General features: G+C 63.9%; 13 protein-coding genes. 3 read left to right on the forward strand and 10 right to left on the reverse strand.

Features of this window, described 5'->3' with window-relative positions:
* Positions 1-21: 21 nt before the first annotated feature.
* A complete protein-coding gene (locus tag ACODSN_RS09660; RefSeq protein WP_489054949.1) occupies positions 22-678 on the reverse strand; it encodes a glutathione S-transferase in 657 nt (218 codons plus the stop codon).
* Between the two features lie 109 nt (positions 679-787).
* Between ACODSN_RS09660 and ACODSN_RS09665 the strand changes: the two genes are divergently transcribed.
* Positions 788-1,348, forward strand: coding sequence for a TetR/AcrR family transcriptional regulator (locus ACODSN_RS09665; RefSeq protein ID WP_489054950.1), 561 nt, complete (start codon positions 788-790; stop codon positions 1,346-1,348).
* Between the two features lie 7 nt (positions 1,349-1,355).
* On the opposite strand, the gene ACODSN_RS09670 is transcribed toward ACODSN_RS09665, so the two are convergent.
* The 9 genes from ACODSN_RS09670 to ACODSN_RS09710 all read right to left on the reverse strand — a co-directional run bounded on the left by ACODSN_RS09670 (position 1,356) and on the right by ACODSN_RS09710 (position 13,094).
* Positions 1,356-2,024 (reverse strand): response regulator, encoded by a 669-nt coding sequence (locus tag ACODSN_RS09670; RefSeq protein ID WP_489054952.1) that lies wholly within the window; start codon positions 2,022-2,024, stop codon positions 1,356-1,358.
* A complete protein-coding gene (locus ACODSN_RS09675) occupies positions 2,021-4,642 on the reverse strand; it encodes a DUF4118 domain-containing protein (RefSeq protein ID WP_489054954.1) in 2,622 nt (873 codons plus the stop codon). Before ACODSN_RS09675 ends, ACODSN_RS09670 begins: the two co-directional genes overlap by 4 nt.
* Before the next feature lie 44 nt (positions 4,643-4,686).
* Positions 4,687-5,292 (reverse strand): potassium-transporting ATPase subunit KdpC, encoded by a 606-nt coding sequence (gene kdpC, locus ACODSN_RS09680; RefSeq protein WP_489054955.1) that lies wholly within the window; start codon positions 5,290-5,292, stop codon positions 4,687-4,689.
* A gap of 11 nt (positions 5,293-5,303) precedes the next feature.
* Positions 5,304-7,334 (reverse strand): potassium-transporting ATPase subunit KdpB, encoded by a 2,031-nt coding sequence (gene kdpB, locus ACODSN_RS09685; RefSeq protein WP_489054956.1) that lies wholly within the window; start codon positions 7,332-7,334, stop codon positions 5,304-5,306.
* 12 nt (positions 7,335-7,346) lie between these two features.
* Positions 7,347-9,050, reverse strand: coding sequence for a potassium-transporting ATPase subunit KdpA (gene kdpA, locus ACODSN_RS09690; protein ID WP_489054957.1), 1,704 nt, complete (start codon positions 9,048-9,050; stop codon positions 7,347-7,349).
* 12 nt (positions 9,051-9,062) lie between these two features.
* A complete protein-coding gene (kdpF, locus tag ACODSN_RS09695) occupies positions 9,063-9,152 on the reverse strand; it encodes a K(+)-transporting ATPase subunit F (protein ID WP_489054959.1) in 90 nt (29 codons plus the stop codon).
* 210 nt (positions 9,153-9,362) lie between these two features.
* Positions 9,363-10,223 carry a TIGR03619 family F420-dependent LLM class oxidoreductase gene (locus tag ACODSN_RS09700; RefSeq protein WP_489054961.1) on the reverse strand — a complete coding sequence of 287 codons (861 nt, stop codon included), beginning with the start codon at positions 10,221-10,223 and terminating at the stop codon, positions 9,363-9,365.
* Positions 10,224-10,274: 51 nt separating this feature from the next.
* Complete coding sequence (locus tag ACODSN_RS09705; RefSeq protein WP_489054962.1) at positions 10,275-12,416, reverse strand: molybdopterin-containing oxidoreductase family protein; 2,142 nt, start codon at positions 12,414-12,416, stop codon at positions 10,275-10,277.
* Between the two features lie 48 nt (positions 12,417-12,464).
* A complete protein-coding gene (locus ACODSN_RS09710; protein WP_489054963.1) occupies positions 12,465-13,094 on the reverse strand; it encodes a PaaI family thioesterase in 630 nt (209 codons plus the stop codon).
* A 198-nt stretch (positions 13,095-13,292) separates the two neighbouring features.
* Between ACODSN_RS09710 and ACODSN_RS09715 the strand changes: the two genes are divergently transcribed.
* Positions 13,293-14,156 (forward strand): MaoC family dehydratase, encoded by an 864-nt coding sequence (locus ACODSN_RS09715; RefSeq protein ID WP_489054964.1) that lies wholly within the window; start codon positions 13,293-13,295, stop codon positions 14,154-14,156.
* A 62-nt stretch (positions 14,157-14,218) separates the two neighbouring features.
* A complete protein-coding gene (locus ACODSN_RS09720) occupies positions 14,219-15,139 on the forward strand; it encodes an SDR family NAD(P)-dependent oxidoreductase (protein WP_489054965.1) in 921 nt (306 codons plus the stop codon).
* Position 15,140 lies beyond the last annotated feature (1 nt).

Consider the following 15,140-nt stretch of genomic DNA (forward strand, 5'->3'; position numbering starts at 1 on the left):
GCCTGCCTCCGAAAGATCGCTTTACGCCTCCGCTTCTGTCCCCTCTGATATGGCGATGCGGTTCTTCACGCTGGGGCGCTCCTGCATCCGCCTATACCATGCCAGCAATGTGTCGCACTCGGCGGGGATGGCAAATTCCAGGGCGTCCGCGAAGATCAGCCCCGCGATGAGGGTGATATCCGCCATGGAAAAACTGTCGCCGGCGACAAAGGGCTGCCGCGTCAGAATGTCGTTGAAATAGCGCATGCCCCTTATGGCCTTGTCCCGCTGGTACAGGCCCCACTCCGCATTCTGATAGATTTCGACGTGCGGCCCAAGGCCCGGCGTCGCATGATGAAAATAGACGCTGATGGCATCGAGCAGCTCGATTTCGGCGCGCTTGTTCATCATGTGGATGACGCCCTGTTCGCGCGGTGTCACGCCCGTAAGCGTGGGTTTACCATCGAGCGTGTCAAAATATTGCGTGATCGCGGTGCATTCCGCGATGAAGGTCCCATCGTCCAGTTCCAGCACGGGCAAGGTGCCGGAATAGTTTTTCGCCAGAAATGTGGACGCTTTATGCTCCCCGGTGCGAAGATCGACGGTCACAAACTCGACCCGCGACGCCATGTCCTTCTCGCCGAGCGCGATGCGCACGCGCGCGGGGTAGGGACCTAGCGGAAAATCGTGAATCTTCATGTCGTCTCCAATCTACCTGCCACTTGGTAGACAGAAATAGGGCTAGGATGATAAGGGCGTCAAATGCTTATTTGCCTTTTCGTGGAAAGGTGCCCGGCGGGATATGGGAATGAACGAGAACAGGCGGGAGTTGATCCTCGACGCGGCCCGGCGCGCGGCGCAGGCGCATGGCTATGGCGGGTTGAATTTCCGCGATCTGGCCGAGCATGTCGGCATCAAGGCGGCCAGCGTCCACTATCATTTTCCCGGCAAGGCGGATCTGGGCGCGGCGGTGGCGCGACGGTATCGGGAGGATGCGGCGGCCGCATTGCAGGCGCTGACGGACGAAACTGGCGATCCAGTCGAGGCGTTGCGCCGATATCCCATATTGTTCCGGGCGGCGCTGGAGAATGATAACCGCATGTGTCTCGCCAGTTTCATGGCCACCGAATATGATGATCTGCCCGACGCGGTGAAGGTCGAGGTGCAGGCGTTCACGGACGTTCATGTGGCGTGGCTGGCCGGTCGATTATCCGCCGCTGGCCTGATCGAAGGCGATGGGCAGGCGAGGGCGCGCGCCATTTATGCAGCTATCATCGGTGCGCAGCTTATGGCGAGAAGCCGTTGTGATGCGGGGATTTATGACTCGCTGATCGAGAGCTTTCGGGGCGCGGGTCTCCTGCCCGGCTGACCGCGCCTTAAAGATCGAGGCGATAGCCCACACCGGGATCGTTGACCAAAAGGCGCGGCCGGGCCGGATCGACCTCGACCTTCTGCCGCAGGCTGCGCATCGCGACGCGCAGATATTCGATATCCTGTTCGTGCGCCGGTCCCCAGATGTCGTGCAATATCTGCCGGTGGGTCAAAACCCGGCCCGGATGACTGGCGAGCAGTGCGAGCAGCGCGAACTCCTTTCGGGTAAGGTGCAGTTCCACGCCATCGCGCCGGACGCGCCGCGCGCCCAGATCGATCGTCACCGGGCCTGCCGCCAACTGGTCACTCGCCCGCGATGCACGATGGCGCGACGCGGTGCGGAGCCGGGCCAGCAATTCCTCGGTATCGAACGGCTTGGTCACATAGTCATCTGCGCCCAGATCGAGCGCCGCTACCTTCTCTTCGGTCGCGTCACGCGCGGAGATGACGAGCAGGGCGGCATCGCCCGCCGCCTTGAGCAGCGGGATCAGTTCCAGCCCGTCGCGATCCGGCAGGCCAAGGTCCAGCAGGATCAGGTCGGGGCGTTCGACCCTCGCGGCATGCAGGCCGCTGGCGGCGTCATGCGCCTCCACGGGATCATGCTGCGCGCGGCGGAGCGCGGCAGACAGAAGCCGGCGGATATGCGGCTCATCGTCGATAACCAAAATCTTCACTGGTCCGCCTCATCCTGTATGCGCACGACCAGCCGGTCGGGCCAGGCCAGCGTAAAGCTCGCGCCCGAAGGGTCGACCAGCCGTTCCGCCCGAATATCCACATGCATCGCCGCCGCGAAATCATGTGCGATGGCGAGGCCGAGACCAGTCCCGCCGCGCGACCGATCGGAGCCGTCGAAGCGCCGAAACATTTCGAACACCGCCTGTTCGGCGCCTTCCGCCAGCCCCTCGCCCTCATCACGGACCGAAAGCGTCAGGCCATCGGGCGACCGGCGACCCGCGATCGTGATCGGCGTGCCGGGATCGGCATAGCGCCCGGCATTATCGAGCAGATTAATCATGATGTGATGGAGAAGTTGCGGATCGGCGCGGACCATGGGCAGGTCGGGCGGCATGTCGAGGCGGATGTCATGGCCGCTCAGCACCTGCCGGACATCATGCGCCGCTGCGGTCACGGCATCGACCAGATCGACCGGTTCGATCGCCAGCCGGATCGCACCCGCCTGCACCCGCGCCATATCGAGAAGATTGGCGATAAAGCGGTTCAGCCGATGGATTTCGGTTTCCAGCGCGTCGATTACCGGGCCGGGTCCCGCGCCATGCTCGCGCAGTTCGGCGATCGACGACATGATGGTCGTCAGCGGTGTGCGCAGATCATGGCTGACCGATGAAAGCAAAGCAGCGCGCAGCCGGTCGCGGTCGCGCACGGCGTCCAGCTCCCGCATCGCGTCGGCCAGTTCCATGCGGTCGAAGGCGAGCGCGGACTGATCGAGCAGGCTCATCAACAGGGGCAGCTCGTCCGCCCTGACCGCCTGCGCGCCGTCGGGATCGGCCAGCGCCAAGGTGGCCAAGGTCCGGTCGCCCTTGCGGATCGGCTGGAACAGCCAGTCCGATGCGGTCAGCGTATCCGATCCGCGCCCGGCCGGCACGCCCCGTTCGAGCGACCAGTTCGCCGCCGCCAGATCGAGCTGTGCGGGTTGCGCATGTTCCGGCAGGGCCGCCGTGAGCGCGGCGCCGAGCGGGGAGGGGGTGAACAACATGGTGTCGACATGCATCAGTCGTCCGATCTCCGCACAGACCAACTGGGCCAGCTCCACCGCATTGCCTGCCCCGGCGATGCGCTGCGCGAACCCGGCGAGCGCCGCGCTTTGTCGCGCCGAACGGGTGGCGAGGTCAGCCTGCGCCCGCATGCGCGACGCGAGGTGGCTCGTCACCAGCGCTACCGTCAACAGCGCGACGAAGGCTACGACATTTTCGGGATTGCCGATGGACAGGGTGTAAAGCGGCGGCAGGAACAGAAAATTATAGGCGAGCGCGGACAGCAGGCCCGCAAACAGGCCGGGCCGCTGACCAAAACGGCTCGCGACCGCCAGCACCGGGAGCAGGAACAGCATCGCGATGTTGGCGATGTCGAGCAGGCGCATCAGGCCAAGGCCGAACAGGGCGGTAAGCCCGACCATGGCGACGGTGGCCAGATAGGGCCGTGCATCGACCGTGCGCTTAAAGTCCCGCCGGGCGCGGGATATCGGCGCTCCGCCGACTGGCAGCACATGGACGGCAAGCCCCTGCGCCCGCCGGACCACCCGGTCGACCACCGATCCGTGGCGCAGTTCGAACCACCAGCTACGCTCTGATTTGCCCAGCACGATCTGGGTCGCGCGGATGTCGCGCGCATGGTCGGTCAGTCCCTGCACGATGTTGGTCGCGGGCACGCTCTGCGTCGTCGCACCCAGTTGCGCGGCCAGGGCGAGGTTTCGCGCCAGCGCCTGCCGGTCGGCATCCTGATAGGAGGCGGATCGGCCGGTTTCGATATGGATCGCCATCCATGGCGCGCGCAGAGCATCGGCGAGGCGCTTGGTCGCGCGGATCAGCGTCGCCGCCTCGGGCCGTTCGTTGATCGCCACCAGCACCCGCTCGCCGGCCGCGAAGCTGCCGCCCAGCGCATGGGCGCGCAGATAGTCGAGCATCTGCGCATCGACCGCCTGCGCCGCCTGCCGCAGCGCCAGTTCGCGCAACGCCGACAGGTTCGATTTGGAAAAGAAATGGTCGAGCGCGCGGCTGGCCTCTTCGGGCACATAGACCTTGCCGTCCTTGAGCCGGGCGATCAGTTCGTCGGGCGGAATATCGACGATCTCGATCTCCGCCTGCTCCAGCATATGATCCGGCACGGTTTCGCGCACGCGGACTTTGGTGAAGGAGGCGACGACATCGTTGAGGCTTTCGAGATGCTGGATATTGACGGTCGACCACACATCGATCCCCGCCGCCAGCAGTTCCTCGACATCCTGCCAGCGCTTGGGGTGGCGCGTGCCCGGCGCGTTCGTATGGGCCAGTTCATCGACCAGCGCCAATGCCGGATGCCGCATCAGGATGGCGTCCAGATCCATTTCCGTCAGCGTCTGTCCGCGATGGTCGATGGTCTGGCGCGGCACGATCTCGAATGGCTGGACCAGCGCCTCCGTTTCGCGGCGGCCATGGGTTTCCACCACGCCGACCACCACATCCAGCCCGTCGCGGAGCAACGCCGCGCCTTCCGACAGCATTTCATAGGTCTTGCCGACGCCGGGCGCCGCGCCCAGAAACAGTTTCAGCCGCCCGCGATTTTCACGGGCGGCCACACGAAGCAGCGCCTGCGGATCGGCGCGGACAGGTTCGGACGGGTTCAGTGCGGCGCTCCCTTCTGCGATCGATCCTCAGGCCATTGAGCGTCGAGCGCGCGGTTGAGCGCGAGCAGATTGACTCGCGGCTCCCCGATGAAGCCCAATATAGCATCTTCACGAACCGAAGCGATCATCGCGCGCAACCGGGCCGGGACGACATGGCGGGCGCGCGCCACGCGATCCATCTGAAACAAGGCGGCATCCGGGCTGATATGCGGGTCCAGCCCCGAGGCGGAGGCTGTCACAAGATCGGCCGGAACCGGCTCGTTCGGCGCGGATCGCGCGGCGGCGACATCGGCCTTGACCCGGTCGGCCAGCGCCTTGCTCGTGGGGCCAAGATTGGAGCCGGAGGATGCAAGCCCGTCATAGCCCTTGCCCGCCGCCGACGGTCGTCCGTGGAAATAGCGGTCGGCGGTGAAGGATTGCCCGATCAGTTCGGAGCCGACCGCATGGCCCCGATCCACGATCAGGCTGCCATTCGCCTGATGCGCGAAAAGCGTCTGGCCGATGCCGGTCATCGTCAGCGGATAGGCGAGGCCGAGCAGCACGGCCATGAGCAGCGTCATCATGATGGCGGGACGCAGCGCGGAGACAATATCATTTTTCATGGCGCGTTCCTTCAGGCGAGGTGGAGGCCGGATACGACAAGGTCGATCAGCTTGATGCCGACGAACGGCGCGATCAGCCCGCCAAGGCCGTAGATGGACAGGTTGCGCGCCAGCAGCGGCCCGGCGCCGATCGGGCGATAGGTCACGCCTTTCAGCGCCAGCGGCACCAGCGCGGGAATGATGAGCGCGTTGAAGATGATGGCGGACAGGATCGCGCTCTGCGGCGTCGCCAGCCCCATCACGTTAAGCACGCCAAGGCCGGGATAGAGCACGATGAACATCGCCGGGATGATGGCAAAATATTTGGCGACGTCGTTGGCGACCGAAAAGGTAGTCAGGCTGCCGCGCGTCATCAGCAGTTGTTTGCCGAGGCCGATAATCTCGATCAGCTTGGTCGGGTCGCTGTCCAGATCGACCATATTGCCCGCCTCGCGCGCCGCCTGCGTGCCGGTGTTCATGGCCACGCCGACATCGGCCTGCGCCAGCGCCGGTGCATCATTGGTGCCATCGCCGCACATGGCGACCAGCTTGCCGCCCTGCTGCTCCTTGCGGATCAGCTCCAGCTTGTCCTCTGGCGTCGCCTGCGCGAGAAAATCATCGACCCCCGCTTCCGCCGCGATGGCCGCAGCGGTCAGGGGATTGTCGCCGGTTATCATCACCGTGCGGATGCCCATGCGGCGAAGTTCGGCGAAACGTTCGGCAACCCCGGCCTTCACGACATCCTTGAGCGCGATCGCGCCCAGCAGCTTGCCGTTGCGCGCCACCGCCAGCGGCGTCATGCCGCCGCGCGCGATCTCGTCGGTGATCCGGCGCAAATCGGCGGCGTCCGGCGAACCCTCCAGCCCCGGATTGGCGCGCAGGATGGAATCCACCGCGCCTTTCTGAATGATGAGGCTGTCGGTCTGGATGCCGGAAATGCGCGTCTGTGCGGTGAAGGGGATGATCTGGGCATCGGCGGGCAGGGTGCTCGTCATCACGCGATGTTGTTCGCGCGCGAACGCCACGACCGAACGACCCTCGGGCGTCTCGTCGGCCAGGCTGGCGAGCAGCGCCGCCTCCGCCAGCGCCTCGACCGAAGCACCGCCCACCGGACGCAACGCGCTCGCCTGCCGGTCGCCGATCGTGATCGTGCCGGTCTTGTCGAGCAGCAGCGTGTCGACATCGCCCGCCGCCTCGACCGCCCGGCCCGACTTGGCGAGCACGTTGAAGCGCACCAGCCGGTCCATCCCCGCAATGCCGATCGCCGACAGCAGCGCGGCGATGGTCGTGGGGATCAGCGTGATGAGCAGGGCGGCGAGGATCGCGACCGGCACCGATCCGCCAGCATAGCGGGAAAAGCCCGGAATGGTCGCGACGGCGATGAGGAAGATGATTGTCAGGCCGACGAGCAGGATCGTGAGGGCGATCTCGTTGGGCGTTTTCTGGCGTTCGGCGCTTTCGACCAGCGCGATCATGCGATCGAGAAATCCCTGGCCCGGCTCGGCGGTGATGCGCACCTTGATCTGGTCCGAAATCACCCGCGTTCCGGCGGTGACGGCCGAACGGTCGCCGCCGCCTTCGCGGATGACGGGCGCGCTTTCGCCGGTGATCGCGGCTTCATTGACCGATGCGACGCCCTCGACGACTTCGCCGTCGCCCGGAATGAGATCGCCCGTTTCCACCAGCACGAGTTCGCCGCTTTGCAGCCAGTGCGCGGGCACTACCTCATAAGTGTCGCCGACCCCCAACAGCCGCTTGGCCGTCAGGTCCGCCTTGGCCGCGCGCAGCGATGCGGCCTGCGCCCGTCCGCGTCCTTCGGCGAGAGCCTCCGCGAACGTGCCGAACAGCACGGTCAGCCACAGCCAGATGACAAGCTGGATCTGAAAAGCAGCGGAAAGCCCGTCCTGCCCGACGAGCAGGAGGACGGTGAGCAGGGTCGCGACCGTCGCGGTCGTGAACATCACGGGGTTGCGGATGAGCTGCCGGGGATCGAGCTTGCGGAAGGACTGCCCGATCGTGGGGGCGATCAGTTCAGCGGTGAAGAGGGATTGAGAGCGCGCCATGTTGCGGGCCTTTCAGAAAAGCTGGCCATGGATCATCGCGAGATGATCGGCGATGGGACCAAGCGCGAGGCTGGGCAGGAAGGTGAGGCCGCCGACGATCAGGATGATGCCGATCAGCAGGCCGATCCACAGCGCCCCCGTGGTCGGGAAAGACCCCGCCCCGGCCGGCACATATTTCTTGGCCGCAAGGCTGCCCGCGATCGCCAGCATCGGGATGATGACGAAAAACCGGCCTATCCACATCGCGATCCCCAAAAGGCCGTCATAGAAAGGCGTGTTGGCGGTGAGACCGGCAAAGGCCGACCCGTTATTGCCGACCGCGCTGGTGAAGGCGTAGAGAATCTCGGTGAAGCCATGCGGTCCCTTGTTGAGCGGCCCGGCGAGGCCGGCGGGCAGCACGGCGGCGATCGCGGTGAAGCCCAGAATGATGAGTGGCAGCACCGCGATGGCGAACACGGCGAGCTTGACCTCGCGCGCCTCGATCTTCTTGCCGACATATTCGGGGCTGCGGCCGACCATCAGCCCGGCGACGAACACGGCGAGGATGGCGAACAGCAGGAAGCCGTAAATCCCTGCGCCGACGCCGCCGACGACGACCTCGCCAAGCTGGATGTTGATGAGCGGGATCATGCCGCCCAGCGCCGTGAAACTGTCATGCATCGCATTGACCGCGCCGCAGCTCGCGGCGGTCGTGACCACGGAGAAGAGGGCGGAGCCGACGATGCCGAAGCGCACTTCCTTGCCCTCCATATTGCCGCCAGCGACGCCCAGATGATGCAGCACAGGGTTGCCCGCCGCTTCCTGCCAATAGGCGACCGTCGCGCCGATCAGGAACAGCGTCAGCATCGCGCTCAGGATCGCCCAGCCTTGCCGGGTGTTGTTGACGGCCTTGCCGAAGCACCAGGCGAGGCCGAAGCCGATCACGAAGATCGAGAGCATCTGGACCAGATTGACGAGCGCATTGGGATTTTCGAACGGATGCGCGCTGTTGGCGTTAAAGAAACCGCCGCCATTGGTGCCGAGCATCTTGATCGCTTCCTGGCTGGCGACCGGCCCGATGGCGAGGATCTGCTTCGCGCCTTCCAGCGTCGTGACATCGACCGATCCGGCCAGGGTCTGGGGCACGCCGTTCGCGATCAGGAACAGGGTGTAGATCAGGCACAGCGGCAGCAGCAGATACAGCGTGACGCGGGTCATATCGGCCCAGAAATTGCCGATCGTCGCGGATTGCCGCCGCGCGAACCCGCGAAACAATGCAAAGGCCAGCGCGATGCCGGTGGCGGCGCTGGTGAAATTATGGATGGTCAGCGCCAGCATCTGGCTGAGGTTCGACATGGTCGATTCCCCGGCATAGCTTTGCCAGTTGGTGTTGCTGGTGAAGCTGACCGCGGTGTTGAAGGCCAGATGCGGGGGCAGGTTGGCGAAACCCAGCGGGTTCAGCGGCAGCCAGGTCTGGGTGCGCAACAGTGTGTAGGTGAAAAGCGCCAGCACCGCGTTGAACAACAGCATGTGCAGCGCGTAGCGCCGCCAGCTTTGTTCGGCCTGCGGGTCGATGCCCGACAGCCGGTAGAGACCGCGCTCCACCGGGCCAAGCACGGCATGCAGGGGCGTACGCCGCCCTTCGTACAGCAGGAACAGCCATTGCCCCATCGGTCGGGTGAGGAGGAGCAGGATCAGGATGAAGACGCCGATCAGCGCCCAGCCGGCAACAGTCATCGCCTGGCCCTCCTAAAAGCGTTCGGGGCGCAACAGCACCGCGATCAGATAGAGGAGAAGCCCCAGCGCCGTCAGCGCGCCCAGCCACAGGTCGATGCCCATGGCTCAGGCCCGGTCCGCGAGCGCGACATAGCCGACGCTGAAAAGCAGCAACGCGCCGGTCAGCGCCAGCCAGTATAAGTCCTGCATGATGAAGCTCCGAATGGATCGAAGCGTCTCAATTAGGGGAAGGCAGCGTTAGATCGCCAAGGGGAAAGGAGGCGAGCGCCGTAAAGCGAGCATAAAATTTCCATCGGCCCGCGAGGCGGGAAGTCAGAAAAATTCGTCGGCAAAGGCTTTCATGACGTCCAGTCCCTCTTGCGGGGAGTGGCATTTGGGGACGAAGATCAGCTCGTCCACACCCATCGCGCCATATTCGGACAGCCTGTCCTTTTCCGCACGGATGGAGGCGATGTCGGTGATCGCTACCTGCTTGTACAGGCTCGACATGTCTCGCTGTTTGGTCGCCATATGGACGGCCAGTTCTGCGAGAAATCGTTCCAGTTCCGGCACGGTTTTCCAGTTTATGTAGAAACCATCGCCATATTTCGCGATCCGCCGCATCGCGGGCTGGGTCTCGCCGCCGATGATGATCGGCGGATGGGGCTTCTGGGCGGGCAGGGGGCTGAGGCGGACGCCGGGGAACTGAACGAACTGGCCGTTAAATCCTTCGCCGGTGCCCGACAGGAGCGATTTCATCGCCTCCAGATATTCGTCCGTTCGCGGTCCGCGTTCCTGAAACGGAATGCCGAGCGCTTCGAATTCCTCCCGCATCCAGCCGACGCCGGCCCCATAGAAAAACCGGCCTTCGCTCAGGAAATCCAGCGTAGAGATGGTCTGCGCCTGCTGGACGGGCGGGCGATAGGGAACGACCGCAATGCCGGTGCCGAGGCGGATGGTCGTCGTCGCGCCCGCAATCGTGGCGAGGAAGATGAACACATCATACCAGGGCACTGCGGAATCGAACGTTCCGGCCGGATAATTGGAATCGTCGAACTGGTTCGGGGTCAGGACATGATCCCCAACTACGATCGAATGATAGCCGAGTTTTTCAGCCAGTTGCGCCGCCTGGATGACCTCGCGAGCGGTCGGGTTATGACCGAGCAATGCATTGCCACAAATTCCGAACTTCATACGCTATCCATCTGATCCGAAATATCTATTCGATCCACAATCACGCGCTCGTCAGGCGTTGTGCTTCTGCGCCTGGACCGGAACGGAGCTTTGTCGCGGCATGAAGTTGATGGCTTCGAGGTCCCGGTCGAGCGACACCAGGCGGCCCGAAAAAGCGTCCGGGTCCTGTTCTCCCGACACTTCCGGGTTGCCCCAGCCATGGCACATCGAGATGACGCCGGGCTGAAGCCCCGAATCCCTGCGCACGCGGCCGATCACGACGCCACCCGTGCGGCCGGTCAGCCGCACCTCGCCGCCATCGGCGAGATCCAGCCGCGCCATATCCTGTTCGTTCATGTAGATCGGGTTGGTCGGGAAGCGCCGTCGCGTCTGGCTGGCCTGCGTATAGGCGCTGTTCATGACTTCGATCAGGCGGCGGGGGATCAGCCGATAGGGATAGTCCGCAATCTCGTCGGTCGCGGCATAGACCGCCGCGATTTCGGCCGCTACATCGGGCGGACACAGGTCCAGCCGGGCGCCATCGTCCTGCGCGGCGGCCTGCACGATCGTTTCGGCATCGCCGAAGTGCACGCCGCCCGGATTGGCCTGAAGCGCGTCGAAGCTGCTGCGGCCCCCGTCCGCCAGCCAGCGCAGGATATCCTCCGCTTCGGTCTGTGCGGTGATTTCCAGTTCAGGCCCCGGAATATCGCGATGGGCGAGGCCGTAGATCGGCCGCCGCACGTGCATCGGCTTGCCCATCCGGCCCGCCATGCCCCGGAAGAATTCCCAGTCGTCGATCACGCCGGCGGGACGTTGCAGGAACGGCTCGGCGATCTGCGCGAAGGTCGTGGGCAGCATATATTCGAGCGCGATGTTGAAATCATGATGTTCGTAATGGCCGCTGGTCGCGATGACATAATCGGCCATCCGGCTCGTCACATTGTCGCGCATGTCGAGCGAGACGAGCAGGTCGAGCTGGCTCAATATCGGAATCGTGCGATCGGGTTCCGGCAGCGCCTTGACCAGATTGCCGCCGACATGGATGAGCGCGCGGATGCGGCCCTTATCATTGCCGATGATTTCGCCCGGAATCTGCGAGGTCGGATATTCGCCGCATAGTGGCCCGATATCGACCGAGCGCAATTTGACGCCCGATTCCCATGTCCGGCTGGGCGGCATGACGCCTTCGGCCGGTGCCGTGTCGCCGCTGAAATAGCCCATGTTGCGCACCGGATCACCTGCCTTGCGATAACCGCCGCAGAGCGCCGTAAATGCTTCGATCAGATGTTCGGACAGATTGGAATTGAGCGCCATCGCCGAGCCGGTGCCGGTGACGGCCGCCTTGCGCGAGGCGTTCGCGAAGATGCGCGTCGCTTCATACAGGGTGTCGACATCGATGCCGGTGCGGGCGGCGACATGATCGGGGGTGAATGGCGCGACGGCGGCTCGCAGCCGGTCGACCGAGGTGGTGAAGCGGGCGCAGAACGCCTTATCCTCCAGCCCCTCTTCCAGCAGGATGCGGATCATCCCCGCGAACAGCGCCGGGTCCTGTCCCGGCCGCACGGGCAGGTGAAGGTCGGCCGATCGCGCGAGTTCGGTCTTGCGCGGATCGACGACGATGAATTTCGTGCCCGTCTTGCGGGCATCGCGCACATGCTTGATCGGATTGGCCGAAGGCAGGCCGTAACAGGCATGGGAGGCGGCCGGGTTGGTGCCGACGATCATCAGCACATCGATATCGGGAATGCGCGGCTTGCCCGCCAGATAGACGCCCATGCGGCCCGCCGTCACCCATTTCGCGGACTGGTCGACGGTCATGCTGGAAAAGAGATAGGGCGAACCGATCGCGTCCATCCACGCCTTCGCCGCCGGTACGCTCAGCACATTGCAGTTCGCGCCGGTGCCATAATAGAGCGCGACCGACTCGATGCCATGTTCGGCGATGATCGCGCTGAGCTTCGCATGAATCTCGTCCATCGCGGTTTCGGCGGCGATATCCTCGAACGATCCGTCGGCATTGCGGCGGCGGCTGCTCAAAAGCCGGTCCTCGCCATTGTGGAAATCGCGGGTGGCGGCGCCCTTGATGCAGAAATAGCCCTGCGAGACGGGATGATCGCGATCGCCCCGGATATCCTGGATGACGCCCGCTTCCTCAGTGACCAGGAGGCCGCAAGCCGCGGCGCAATTGCGGCAATATGTCGTATGCGTCGTCATCCTCAATCCTCTCATCAGCGGTGCAGCGGTTCGCCGCCATATTATCATTCAAAACGGCAATGTTCGCGGCTCTACGAATAATCCTCGCGCTTCGGCGCAAAGACGATCGCCATCATGCAACGTCCCGTTCACATAGGCTTTACGACCGTCGATCTTGTCCAGCCAGGTGGTATAGCGAAGTTCTTTATAGAGCGGCGTGGGCGCGCGATAGCTAATCTGAAGATCGACGGTCAGTCGTACCACACCAGACTGCACCACGCCTAGCAATTCATCGAACGTCGCCGCGATGAAGCCGCCTTGCAGCAGGCCGGGCGCGCCCTCATGGGGATGGCTGTAGGTGGTAAAGGCTTCCGCCCTGTCGCCGCTCAGGATCAGTTTGAACGGCGGGGTCAATGGGTGAAGGCGGCCGGTGAACGGGCCAAGTTCGCTCAGGGTCCCCATGCCGGTCAGCGCGCCCTCGATCGAGCGGACATAGGCCGGCTTGCCTGGCTGATCGGCCAGTAGCTGCGCCGCCCGACGAACACTGGCCGCGGCTTCCGCCAACACCTCGTCCGGGGCCATGGAACAGGAAAATTCGTCCAGCAGCGACCGGATCGACCGGGCGAGGGCGAGGCGCATGCCAAGCCCGTGCGCCGACGCCCGCGCTTCGATTTCCGCACTGTCGATAATCTCGTTCATATACCGTCCCGATTGTTGCGTTTTCCGGCCCCGCCCATCGCGATCCTGTACTCTCCGGATCACTGGAACATGAAAGCAGGGAGAGGCCGATATGGCACTGGCAACGCCGATGCCCGACCTTTCTCGCCTTTCTTGTTCCTAAATCCTAAATGGTCTAAGGCGAAGTCAACATTAAAGCCAGTTGGGGAGCCACCGATCGTGAATCTGGACCTTTTGCAGCGTTTCAAGCTCGACGACAAGAATCATGATTATAAAGCGAGCGAGACGATTCTGTACGCGCTCGGATTGGGTTATGGCAGCGATCCGACCGACGAAGAACAGTTGGCGTTCGTTTATGAAAAGGGTCTGAAGGCTGTCCCGGCGATGTGCAATACCATCGCGCATCCCGGTTTCTGGATCGACCGGCCCGAGCTGGAGATCGACTGGGTCAAGGTTCTGCACGCGGAACAGGCCTTTGAAATTCATTCGCCGATCCCCGTGGAAGGCCACATGCGCGGCGATTATTCGATTCTCAGCATCGAAGACAAGGGCGCCGAGAAGGGCGCGATCATGAAGATGCAGAAGCGCCTCTACGATCGTGACAATGACCAGCTTTGTGCGACTGTCACCCAGACGCTGTTCCTGCGCGGCGACGGTGGCCAGGGCGGATTCGGCGATCCCGGTCCGGGCCTGACCCCGCTTCCCGAAGGCGAGCCGGATATGGTCATGGATATTCCGACCATGCCGCAGATCGCGCTGATCTATCGCCTGAGCGGCGATCTCAACCCGATTCACGCCAGCCCTTCGACGGCGCGCAAGGCGGGCTTCGACCGGCCGATCCTGCACGGGCTTTGCACCATGGGTCTGGCGGCGCGCGCGGTCATCAGCAAGTTGTGCGACGGCGACCCGGCGCGTTTGCGCTCGATGGAAGTCCGCTTCAGCAAGCCCGTCTTTCCGGGCGAGACAATTCGGGTGGAATTCTACACCAAGGGCGACACGGTCCGCTTCCGTTGCCGTTCGGTGGAACGCGACCTTGTGGTATTGGACCGCGCGAGCGCCCATATCGCAGGCGCAACGAATTAGTATATTGACACTAATTGCTAAGGCTGTAGTCGCTTAGCTATTAAAAGAAGATGGGATGGAACATGGCTCAATCGGATATGCTTGCAGGTAAGGTTGTTATCGTCACGGGCGCCGGCAACGGCGTGGGCGCGGAAATCGCAAAGATGGCTGCCGCCTGCGGCGCCAGCGTCCTGGTGAACGATCTGGGTGGTGCGGCTGAAGGTGGTGGCGCCGATACGACGCCCGCGCAGCGCACCGTCGACGAAATCACGGCTGCGGGTGGCGTCGCCGCCCCGAGCTTCCATTCGATCGCGACCTGGGAGTCCGCTCAGGAAATCATTCAGGACGCGATCAAGGCGTTCGGCAAGATCGACGCCGTCATCAACAATGCCGGCATTTTGCGCGACGTCATCTTCCACAAGATGACCGCGCAGGACTGGGATCTGGTCCGCGCCGTCAACCTGGACGGCTATTTCTATGTGTCGCGCGCGGCGGCTCCCTATTTCAAGGAGCAGGGCAGCGGCGCGTTCGTGCACATGACCTCGACCAGCGGCCTGATCGGCAATATGGGCCAGGCCAACTATGCCGCCGCCAAGCTGGGCGTCGCCGGCCTGTCCAAGTCGATCGCCATCGACATGCAGCGCTTCAACGTGCGTTCCAACTGCATCGCGCCGTTCGCGTTCACCCGCATGGTCGGCACGATCCCGGCCAATGACGAAGCGAACCGCAAGCGTCTCGAAATCGCCAAGCGCATGACGCCGGACAAGATCGCTCCGCTCGCCGTCGGTCTCGTCAGCGATGGCGCCGCCGACGTCAGCGGCCAGATCTTCTCGTCGCGCATGAACGAGGCGATCCTGTTCAGCCAGCCGCGCCCGATCCGCACCGCGCAGACCTCGGACGGCTGGACACCCGAAACGATCGTCAGCCATGTGCTGCCGGCGATGAAGCCGAGCTTCTACCCGCTCGACATTTCGTCGCACGTCTTCACCTGGGATCCGTTCTGAT

The organism is Sphingobium sp. FG11 (assembly GCF_057809915.1).

Coding starts and splice junctions, on each gene's coding strand:
- ACODSN_RS09660 (WP_489054949.1), bottom strand. CDS start 678: ATGAAGATTCACGATTTTCCGCTAGGTCCCTACCCCGCGCGCGTGCGC.
- ACODSN_RS09665 (WP_489054950.1), top strand. CDS start 788: ATGAACGAGAACAGGCGGGAGTTGATCCTCGACGCGGCCCGGCGCGCG.
- kdpC (WP_489054955.1), bottom strand. CDS start 5,292: ATGAAAAATGATATTGTCTCCGCGCTGCGTCCCGCCATCATGATGACG.
- kdpB (WP_489054956.1), bottom strand. CDS start 7,334: ATGGCGCGCTCTCAATCCCTCTTCACCGCTGAACTGATCGCCCCCACG.
- kdpA (WP_489054957.1), bottom strand. CDS start 9,050: ATGACTGTTGCCGGCTGGGCGCTGATCGGCGTCTTCATCCTGATCCTG.
- kdpF (WP_489054959.1), bottom strand. CDS start 9,152: ATGGGCATCGACCTGTGGCTGGGCGCGCTGACGGCGCTGGGGCTTCTC.
- ACODSN_RS09700 (WP_489054961.1), bottom strand. CDS start 10,223: ATGAAGTTCGGAATTTGTGGCAATGCATTGCTCGGTCATAACCCGACC.
- ACODSN_RS09705 (WP_489054962.1), bottom strand. CDS start 12,416: ATGACGACGCATACGACATATTGCCGCAATTGCGCCGCGGCTTGCGGC.
- ACODSN_RS09710 (WP_489054963.1), bottom strand. CDS start 13,094: ATGAACGAGATTATCGACAGTGCGGAAATCGAAGCGCGGGCGTCGGCG.
- ACODSN_RS09720 (WP_489054965.1), top strand. CDS start 14,219: ATGGCTCAATCGGATATGCTTGCAGGTAAGGTTGTTATCGTCACGGGC.